Raw genomic sequence first — 10,053 nt, 5'->3', positions numbered from 1 at the left:
GGGGGGGGGGGGCCCCCCCCACGTCTACCGCATGGACTTCAGCCAGATGATCGCGGCCCACATCGCCTCGGGGGCACAGGCGACGGTCGCTGCGATCCGCCAGCCGATCGGCCTCGCCGACCAGTTCGGCGTCATCGAGGTCGACGGGGCCACTCCGGACCACATCCGGGAGTTCCGCGAGAAGCCGAAGGACGCGATCGGCCTCGCCGACGCGCCGCACGAGGTGTTCGCCTCGATGGGCAACTACGTCTTCAACGCCGACGCCCTGATCGAGGCCGTGCTGCGTGACGGAGAACGCACCGACTCGAGCCACGACATGGGCGGGGACATCATTCCCGACTTCGTGTCCCGCGGCGAAGCCGGTGTCTACGACCTCCAGCGCAACGAGGTACCGGGCTCCACCGATCGCGACCGGTACTACTGGCGCGATGTGGGAACCATCGACTCCTTCTTCGAGGCACACCAGGACCTGATCAGCGCGCTCCCGGTCTTCAACCTCTACAACCAGAAGTGGCCGATCTTCAGCCAGCAGCTCAACTCGCCGCCGGCCAAGTTCGTCCGTGACGGGCGTGGTTCGCTCGGCACGATGATCGACTCGATCGTGTCCCTCGGCTGCGTCATCTCCGGCGCCCACATCGAGCGCAGTGTGCTCGGGCCGTGGGTGGCCATCGATTCCGGCGCCCACATCGCGGACTCGATTCTCTTCGACCGGGTGCAGATCCTGCCCGGCGCGACCGTCCGTCGGGCCATCCTCGACAAGAACGTCGTCGTCGCCGCCGGAGCCTCCGTCGGTGTCGACAGGGACCGTGACCTCGCGCGCGGCTTCAGCGTCACCGAGTCCGGCATCACCGTCGTCGGCAAGGGCGTGCACGTACACCCGTGACCCGTCCCACTCGTTTCCTTGTCGTCCTCGATTCCGATTCCACCCTGATTGAAAACGAAGTGATCGAGCTCCTGGCGGATGCTGCGGGCTCGCTCGAACTCGTCGCTGCGGTGACCGAGCAGGCCATGCGCGGTGAGATCGACTTCGCCGAGAGCCTCCGTGCCCGGGTGAAGACCCTCGCCGGGCTGCCGGAGAGCGTCTTCACCGACGTCGGGCTCCTGGTGCGCCCGACTCCGGGCGTGCACGAGCTCATCGCCGGACTGCATGCCCACGGCAGCAGAATCGGGGTCGTCTCCGGCGGTTTCCACGAAGTGCTCGATCCGCTCGCGGAGAGCCTCGGCATCGACCACTGGCGAGCCAACCGGCTCGAAGTCGTCGGCGGCCACCTCACCGGCAACCTCGTCGGGCCGATCATCGACGCAACCGCGAAGGCGGATACCCTCCAGGAGTGGGCGGCGGAACTCGGCGTCGCGCTCCCCCAGACCGTCGCCGTCGGCGACGGAGCGAACGACCTGAAGATGATGCACGTCGCGGGTCTCGGCATCGCGTTCAACGCGAAGCCTCTCGTGCGGGCACAGGCGGATGTCGCGATCGACATCTGCGACCTCAGCCAGGTCCTGCCCATCCTCGGCCTCCGCGGCTAGCACTTCCACTACAGGCGCCGCCGTGTCCGGTGGACTCTAGTCGCGTCTGGGTGGTCCGGTGAGGACCTGGTGGGCGCGGTGCCTGTTCGGTGGCCGCCAGAGTCGTTGCGGATCGATCAACCCAGGGGCCCGCACTTGCGGTGAGCCCTTCACCATGCGGATCTCCCACCCGGAGGTATCGATGCTGTGGTGATGGAACCAGCAGAGTAAGACCCCGTTGTCGACGGTCGTCGGGCCGTCCTTCGCCCAGGGCTTCACATGGTGCACTTCGGCCCAGTGCGCCGGGGCCTTGCACCCGGGGATGATGCAGCCGCCGTCCCGGGCGGTGATCGCCCGGCGCTGGGCCCGGTTGAAGTACCGTCGTTCCGGCCCGAGCTTGAGCACTTCGTTGTTCGCCCCGAAGAGGACCCCTTGGAAGCCGCCGTCACAGATGCGCTGATGCACCGTCTTCAAAGACACGGGGGCTTCGACCCCGTCGATCCACCCGACCCCGACCCCGGAGGCGAGGTCGGCGGCGTTCACGTGCACCATCACCGTCGGTGCCGACCCGCCCATCGACGGGGTGTCCGTGTCGCGGGCAGCGTGTTCGAACAACGCCCGGAGGATGTCGGCGCGTTTCTCCCCACTCGTGCGGGTATCCGCCCGCCGCTCCCGGAGCTCTGCCTCGATCACGTCCAGATCCGGGCCCGTGTCGGCGTCGGTACCCGCTGATTCGGCGCCGGGAATCATCTGCCCCGAATCCATCAGCGCCTGCTCCTCGGCGGTGGGGAACGCGGGCCTCGCATGGAAGCTCAGGAAGGCGTCGAAGAGGGTGTTCATCACCCCGAACAGTTCCGGCGTCACCCCACCCTTCACCGGATACAACCCGTTCTTGAGTTGTCCGAAGCCGATGTTGGACTTCGCCTCGAACAGGTCCTCGGTCGGGAGGACCCCGTCGGGGTCCAGGGCCGCCTGCCACTGCGCGACCATGCCCCGGATCAGGTCCGTGGTCACCGGGACACCGGCCCCGGCCAGGTCCTCGGTCTCCGGGGTGATCAGGCCCGCCGCCGTGGCGACCAGGGCCCGCTCCGCCGTCAACAGGTCATCCGGCGCCACCCGGTGACTGATCACCTGCAGCCCGGCCACGATCAACTCCGCCGTCTCCACCCCGATCTCCCCCGCTGCCAGGGCGGCCCCGACGGTCGGGAACAAGGGCGGCAACCAGCTGCTCCCGCCGCACGGCCGCGGCAACACCGCGTCGCCAAGCTTCGTGCGCCGCTTCACCTCCCGGGCCGAAACCCGCGTCACCCGGGTGAGGACATCCCACGGGCCCGTGCAGCCCATCCGCCAGGCCAGACCTTCGCGGCCGAGGACCCGGGCCCGCCGGTCCACATCCGTCGCCGTGCTCACCCGGGCCGCATCAACCGTCCGACCGATCGCCTCCACGGCGCTCAGCGCCGTCACCGCTTCTGTGTCGCTGAGTAGCCCGACCGGGATCGCGGCCAGGGCCTCTGCGAGAACCGCCTGCGCCTCCACGAGCCGGGCGACAGCATCCGCATGCACCGACGGCACCGAGCCGGCCAACCCCTCAGCGCCCTCGAACCCCTCGGCAACCGCGACCGGATGGGCCGACTTGACGCCTGCGATGGGCTGATCACCCGCGGCCACTGAATCGTGGGCCTGCGGGGTGTGTGACTGGGGATCGGAAGCTCCTGCCATGCCCCGATTCTACCCCGAATCGAATACGAATTCGAGACTTACTCAGTTAATTAAATGACTTACTTATTCAGAAATCAAATTTGATCACGACCACATCGCCGCGCGCGCAACGTCCTCCCGCCTGCGTGTCGGCCGCCGCCTCTGTGTCACGGCGAACATTCTGAGGACTATGCCGTGCCCTACCGACGCACAGCGCTGAGGTCGACGATGTGTACGGTTACCCCGGCGTCTGCGATCAACTGAAGCGCGGCGGGGTCCGCATCGGAATCTGTGACGAAATCGTCGATCTCGCTCAGGTCGGCCATCTTCGCGAGGGTGACCTGTCCGACTTTCGAACCGTCGGCAACGACGATCACACGCTGGGCGTTGGCAACCATGGCGTGATTGGTGCGCGCTTCGGTTTCATCGTGGGTCGTCACACCCCCTGACACGCTGATGCCGTCGGTGCCCAGAACGGCAGTGCCCACGTTGATCGCTTTGAACGTGTTCTCGGACAGCGAGCCGACCGCCTCGAAGGAGCTCTGCCGAACGACGCCTCCCGTCATGATCACCTTGAGCTTCGGGCGTGCCGCGCACTCCAGCGCAATAGTGAGCGAATTCGTCACAATGGTCAGTCCTGACCGATTACTGAGCGCCCTGGCGACCTCGGCCGTCGTGGTCCCCCCACTCAGGGCTATCGCATACGGTCCAGCGGGGATCATTTCCACCGCACGACGCGCGATCAGCTGCTTGGCCTCACGGAACTGGGTATTCCGGAGCCGAACGGGAATTTCGCTGCGGGCGTCCAGGGCACGGGCCCCACCATGCGTCCGCACGAGCAGCCCCTGTTCGTCCAGGTCCGCCAGATCGCGCCGCAGGGTCGCCGCCGAAATACCGAGGGCCTCCGCGAGCGCGGACTGCGACATGCTCGTCTGTTCATGGAGGAGCGACAGCACGAGGCGCATCCGCTCGGAGCGCTTGCCCGAGACCGCACGAGGAGTGGATGAGTACGAGCCGTTCTGGAGCATGAGACGCCTTACCGAAATTGAAACGCGCAGTATTTCTGTCCACTTTAGCAGGAAAATTGCGCGCTCCGCGCACTCTGGCGCAGGATCAAGCCATGGCCATCGTGATGGTGCAGTGCACGGATGGTGTCGAGCCGACATCGCCCGAATCGCACTCCATCACTGCCGGGAGGAGCTCGTCATCTTGCTCGCCACAACTCGCGATCTCATCGACCACTTCGGCGCAGGCAACCGTGCCGTTCTCGCCTTCAACGTGATCACCCTCGAGCACGCCGAAGCCATCGCGATCGGAGTGGAGCGCGCCAATACCGGCGCGATTCTCCAGGTGAGCGAGAACGCGATCCGGTTCCACAACGGCAGGATCTCGCCGATCATCGCGGCCTGCGCGAAGATCGCCGCCGAGTCCTCCGCGCCCATCTCCATTCATCTCGACCATTTCCAGGACCTTGCGCTCACCGAACACGCCATCGATCTGGCGAACGATCTCGGCGTGAGCTCGATCATGGTCGATGCCGCTCATCTCCCCCACGACCAGAACGTTCGCCAGACCCGCGAACTGGCTCGGCGCGCCCACGCCCGCGGCCTCTGGGTCGAGGCTGAGCTGGGCGAAATCGGCGGCAAAGACGGCGCACACTCTCCGCTCGCACGCACCCAGCCCGATGAGGCGCGTGACTTCGTCGCGCAAACCACCGTTGACGGGCTCGCCGTTGCGGTCGGCAGTTCACACGCGATGACGTCACAGGTTGCCGAGCTCGACCTCGCGCTCATCGCCCAACTTGCCGGAATCGTGCCCGTCCCCCTCGTTCTCCACGGCTCCTCCGGCGTCAGCGACACGACGCTCGTCGCGGCCATCGCCGCCGGAATGCGCAAGATCAACGTCGGAACGGCACTGAACATCGCATTCACGGGCGGCGTCCGGCGGTTCCTGGCCACCAACCCGGATGTCACCGATCCGCGCACGTACATTCGCGACGGCTGCGAGTCCATCTCCCGCACCGTCACACACCTGTGCACCGTGCTCGACGCGGCAGCGGCGCACAACCCCACCACCTCGGATTCAGCCCTCCTCACCGGGCTGGGTACCCGCTGACCCATCCACCCCCGAGACCCATCGATCGAACCACCCCGCCCCGAACAACGGGACGCCCGTGGGACTGCAAAGGAGCACAATGGTTAATCAACTCTGGAACACGGTACGTCGGCATAAGGCGGGTGAAACCGTCGGAATCTATTCAGTATGCTCGGCGCACCCGACCGTGCTCGAGGCTGCCCTCCGCCAGGCGGATGCCGACGGAACCTACGTTCTCATCGAGGCCACATCCAACCAGGTCGACCAGTTCGGCGGGTACACCGGCATGCGTCCGGCCGACTTCCGTGATCTGGTCTACTCGATCGCCGACAGGGTCGGCTTCGCCAGGGACCGCCTTGTCCTCGGTGGCGACCACCTCGGTCCCAACCGATGGCAGAACCTCAGCGCTGACGAGGCCATGGCGAATGCCGACGCCCTCGTCACGGCATACGTCGAAGCCGGCTATACCAAGATCCACCTGGACTGCAGCATGTCCTGCGCCGGGGATCCCGTGCCGGTCGGCGACGACCTCGCGGCCGATCGCTCAGCACGGCTGTTGCGGGTTGCCGAGGATACAGCCACGCGCGCCGGTCTCCCGAGCGACATCCTGTACGTGATCGGCACAGAGGTCCCGGTACCGGGAGGCGCGCACGAGACCCTCGGCACCCTGACTGCGACATCCGCCGTGGCGGCACGAGCGACCCTCGACCGACACCGCGCCGCATTCGAGAAGGTCGGCCTCACCGACATCTGGCCACGCATCATCGCGCTCGTCGTGCAGCCCGCCGTGGAATTCGACCACCTGCAGGTCATCGACTACCACCGCGAAGGGACCGTGCAGCTGCGGACCGTCCTGAACGACGAGCCGGGACTGGTGTTCGAGGCCCACTCCACCGACTACCAGGAGACGGGCCGGCTCGCCGAACTCGTCGAAGACCACTGGGCGATCCTCAAGGTCGGACCCGGACTGACGTTCGCGATGCGGGAAGCCCTCTTCGCCCTCGCGAAGATCGAAGACGAGCTCGTGCCGGTCGCGGATCGCTCCGCACTCGTCGAGGTCATCGAACGGCGGATGCTCGCCCGTCCGGACTATTGGGCGGGTTACTACGAGGGCACGGCCCAGCAGCAGCGCCTTGCCCGCCGGTTCAGCTACAGCGACCGGCTGCGCTACTACTGGCCGGACCCGGAGATCGAAGCCGCCGAGAACCGCCTCTACGACAACCTCTCCGCCCTGCAGATCCCGCTTCCCCTGATCAGCCAGTTCCTTCCCGAGCAATACGCCAGGGTGCGGGCCGGGAGCCTTGCTCCCGAACCGCGCGAGCTCGTCGTGGACAAGATCCGCGACGCCCTGCGCCCATATGCCTTCGCCTGTTTCCCGACGGTCCGCGACCGTTCCACGACAACCACCACCATCCAGGGAGCACTCCTTGTCTAACCCCACCGCCACATCCACCCCAGCCGCATCGGCGACCATCGGCCACGCCGCAGGCCCCGGGTCTGAAGCCACCGTCCGCGAGATCGCCCAGCAACCGGATGTCTGGCGCGAGGCCTCGGCGAACATCGCCTCCCAGCGCACCGACATCGATGCCTTCCTCGCACCCCTCCTCTCCCAATCCGACTTGCGCATCGTTCTCACGGGAGCAGGGACATCCGCCTTCGTCGGCGACATCGCGGCACCGGCACTGTCGCGACTCCTCGGCCGCCGCGTTGACGCCGTGGCCACGACGGACATCGTCTCGAATCCCCGGGAGAGCTTCGCCGAAGACGTTCCCACCCTGCTCGTCTCCTTCGCCCGCTCGGGCAACAGCCCGGAGAGCAGCGCCGCAACGGTCCTCGCCGACCAGGTGCTCACCGACGTCAGCCACCTGATTCTGACCTGCAACGAAGACGGGAACCTCTTCACGGACCATCAGGGACGCGCACACTCGAAGGTCGTGCTGATGCCGCGTCGCTCCAACGACGAAGGCTTCGCAATGACGTCGAGCTTCACGTCGATGCTCCTGTCAAGTCTCCTGATTCTCGGCGGCGCGAACGACGACGCCGTTGCCGCCCTTTCCACGGCCGCAACGCAGATCATCGACTGCCGCCAGCCCGAGATCCGCGCACTGGCAGAGGCCGGCTACGAACGCATCGTCTACATCGGCAGCGGGCCACTGACCGGCCTCGCCCGCGAATCAGCCCTCAAGGTCCTCGAACTGACGGCCGGTGCGATTGTCACCTACTACGACTCGTCCCTCGGCTTCCGCCACGGCCCCAAGGCCGTCCTCGATGAGACCACGCTCGCCCTGGTCTACGTGTCTTCCGACCCCTATACCCGCGAGTATGACCTCGACATCATCGCCGAACTGCGCACAGCGCTCAGCCCCGAACGCGTCGTCGCGATCTCCTCCCTGCCACTGCCGGCAGCCGACGGCCATTCGTGGATCCTCTCGGACCTCGCGGGCCTGGATGACGCGTTCCTGGCCGTCGGCTACATCGTCATCGCGCAGCTTCTGGGGCTCTCGTTCTCCCTCACGCTCGGCGCCACCCCCGACAACCCGTTCCCGGGCGGAACTGTCAACCGCGTCGTCAAGGGCGTGCACATCCACCCGCTGTCCGCGGCCGCGGGCACCCTCACGAACGCGAGCTGAGAGCCATGTCATTCTTCCTCGGGGTTGACGGCGGCGGCTCAAAAACCGCCTTCGTCCTCCTCAACGACTCCGGAGACATCGTCGCGGAAACACAGACACCGAGTTGCTATTACTTCAGCGAGGGCATCGAGCTCGTCGGCCGAATCCTCGCCCAGGGCATCGGCACGATCGCCGCCCAGGCCGGACTCGAGACGAAGGACATTGACCAGGCCTTCTTCGGGCTCCCGGGATACGGCGAGGTCAGCTCTGATATCGAACGGCTGAACGCCGTGCCCCGCGCGGTGCTCGGGCACGACCGCTACACGTGCGACAACGACATGGTGTGCGGCTGGGCCGGATCCCTCGGTGCCGTCGACGGGATCAACGTGATCAGCGGAACCGGCTCGATGACCTACGGAGAACGTGCAGGCCATGGCCACCGGGTCGGCGGCTGGAGCGAGCTCTTCGGCGACGAAGGCTCCGCATACTGGATCGCGATCCGCGGCCTCAACGCCTTCACCCGGATGAGCGACGGCAGGCTCCCCCGCGGCCCCCTCTACGACGTCGTCAAGGCCCGTGCCGACGTGAACAGCGATCTCGACCTGATCGACGTCGTCGTGAATCAGTGGAAGGGACAGCGAGGGGCGATCGCCGACCTCTCCAAAACCGTCGTCGAAGCCGCCGCCCAGGGCGACCTCATCGCCGCGCAGATCCTCACGGATGCCTGCGCCGAGCTGGCCAGGATCGTCGACACGACGCGCACGGAGCTCGGTTTCGGCGACGACGACACGGTCCCCGTGTCCTATTCGGGAGGCATGTTCACGGCCGCCGCCGTCCGCAGCGGATTCGAAGAGGCGCTTTCGGCACTGCCGCCGAAATACGAGTTACGCACTCCGCTGTTCGGCCCCGCCGTCGGCGCAGCGCTCTACGCCGCGAAGAAGGCGGGCACCCCGCTGTCCGAAGCCGCGCTGGCGCAACTCCGGTCCCACTGACCTCACCCGCACCACGCACCACGCACTACGCACTACGCACCACGCACCACGCACCACGCACCACGCACCACCACGCACGTCCCCCTGAGTAAGTCCAAGCAAGTAACAGATGTCAACGAGGAGATCATTGTGAAGAAAACGCAGAGTTGGATATTTTACGCAGCACTATTGGTGCTGTTCTGGGGAGTCTGGGGCGCATTCTCGTCCCTCCCCATCACCCTCTACGGGTACCCGGATGAAATGGTCTACGTGATCTGGGCCGTCGTGATGATCATCCCGGCAGTCTTCGCGCTCCGCGGCAAGACGTTCGACCGCCGCCCGAAGGCCGCCATGTACGGTCTCCTCATCGGCCTGACCGGGGCCGGCGGCCAGCTGCTCCTGTTCAACGCCCTGTCGTCCGGTCCCGCATACCTGATCTTCCCGATCATCTCCATTTCGCCGGCCATCACCGTTCTCATGGCCGTGGCGTTCCTCCGGGAGCGCCTGCCCAAGGTCGCCGTCATCGGCTTGGTCGCGGCACTGGCCGCCATCGTGCTCTTCAGCGTCGCCGGCGGCTCAGGGGACGCTACATCCGGTCCTTGGCTGGTTATCGCCATCTTCGTCTGCATTGCGTGGGGCGTGCAGGCCTTCTTCATGCGGAAGGCGGCGACCATCGGAGTGAACGACGCGACGACCTTCGCCTGGATGGCCATCAGCGGCCTGATCCTCACTCCGTTTGCGATCATGGCGATGGGCGGCCTCCCGCTCGACGTCCCCTGGCAGGCGCCCGCATTGACCGCCGCCACCCAGCTCCTCAATGCGGTCGGCGCGTTGTTCCTCGTCATGGCACTGAGCCGAGGCAAGGCATCCATCGTGGCGCCCACGACGAACGCCCTCGCCCCCGTTCTCACGATCGTGGTGTCGCTCGTCGTCTACCAGACGCTGCCGACCATTTTCGGAACGATCGCGATTGTCCTGGCGCTCGTCGGCTCGACCCTCATGGTCTACAGCGACGAACGACGTGGGGAGGCACTGCCGCCCGCGCTGCCCGATAACGAGGACAGCGCGCCGAAGAAGACCCACGAGCCCGCAGACACCGCGGGGTAGCAGGCACAGCGGGTTAGCCGGCACGGTCACTGCCAGCTCGGCACCGGCCCGCCCGCACGCTTCTCGAT

At 66.5% G+C, this 10,053-nt stretch carries 9 protein-coding genes; 7 read left to right on the top strand and 2 right to left on the bottom strand.

All coding sequences use genetic code 11. The annotated features are described in order from the left end of the window. Nucleotides 1-883: sugar phosphate nucleotidyltransferase (locus QN357_RS15265; protein ID WP_323505141.1), on the top strand; the 883-nt coding region annotated here is incomplete at its 5' end. Continuing rightward, entirely contained in the window at nucleotides 880-1,527 is a 648-nt protein-coding gene (serB, locus tag QN357_RS15260) for a phosphoserine phosphatase SerB (RefSeq protein ID WP_134560139.1), read from the top strand. The genes QN357_RS15265 and serB, both read left to right, overlap by 4 nt. Nucleotides 1,528-1,563: 36 nt before the next feature. Here serB and QN357_RS15255 read toward each other — a convergent pair whose 3' ends face one another. Continuing rightward, nucleotides 1,564-3,225, bottom strand: coding sequence for an HNH endonuclease signature motif containing protein (locus tag QN357_RS15255; protein ID WP_323505140.1), 1,662 nt, complete (start codon nucleotides 3,223-3,225; stop codon nucleotides 1,564-1,566). A 179-nt stretch (nucleotides 3,226-3,404) separates the two neighbouring features. Next, nucleotides 3,405-4,169: a DeoR/GlpR family DNA-binding transcription regulator gene (locus QN357_RS15250; protein WP_241985097.1), complete on the bottom strand. Its 765-nt coding sequence runs from the start codon at nucleotides 4,167-4,169 to the stop codon at nucleotides 3,405-3,407. Between the two features lie 244 nt (nucleotides 4,170-4,413). Between QN357_RS15250 and QN357_RS15245 the strand changes: the two genes are divergently transcribed. The 5 genes from QN357_RS15245 (at nucleotide 4,414) to QN357_RS15225 (ending at nucleotide 9,985) form a co-directional block, all read left to right on the top strand. Then, on the top strand, nucleotides 4,414-5,319 hold the full coding sequence (locus QN357_RS15245; protein ID WP_241985098.1) for a class II fructose-bisphosphate aldolase: 906 nt from the start codon (nucleotides 4,414-4,416) through the stop codon (nucleotides 5,317-5,319). A gap of 79 nt (nucleotides 5,320-5,398) precedes the next feature. Beyond that, on the top strand, nucleotides 5,399-6,733 hold the full coding sequence (locus QN357_RS15240) for a D-tagatose-bisphosphate aldolase, class II, non-catalytic subunit (RefSeq protein ID WP_323505139.1): 1,335 nt from the start codon (nucleotides 5,399-5,401) through the stop codon (nucleotides 6,731-6,733). Next, entirely contained in the window at nucleotides 6,726-7,928 is a 1,203-nt protein-coding gene (locus QN357_RS15235) for an SIS domain-containing protein (RefSeq protein ID WP_323505138.1), read from the top strand. The genes QN357_RS15240 and QN357_RS15235 overlap by 8 nt, the downstream gene beginning before the upstream one ends. A 5-nt stretch (nucleotides 7,929-7,933) precedes the next feature. Then, on the top strand, nucleotides 7,934-8,899 hold the full coding sequence (locus tag QN357_RS15230; protein WP_134558492.1) for an N-acetylglucosamine kinase: 966 nt from the start codon (nucleotides 7,934-7,936) through the stop codon (nucleotides 8,897-8,899). A gap of 129 nt (nucleotides 8,900-9,028) precedes the next feature. Then, on the top strand, nucleotides 9,029-9,985 hold the full coding sequence (locus QN357_RS15225) for a DMT family transporter (protein WP_323505137.1): 957 nt from the start codon (nucleotides 9,029-9,031) through the stop codon (nucleotides 9,983-9,985). The last annotated feature ends 68 nt before the right edge of the window (nucleotides 9,986-10,053 follow it).

It is taken from the genome of Cryobacterium sp. RTC2.1, assembly GCF_035018685.1.
Lineage (GTDB): Bacteria > Actinomycetota > Actinomycetes > Actinomycetales > Microbacteriaceae > Cryobacterium > Cryobacterium glucosi.
Note: the sequence above shows the minus strand (reverse complement) of the source record. Positions and strands in the feature narration are given on the sequence as shown.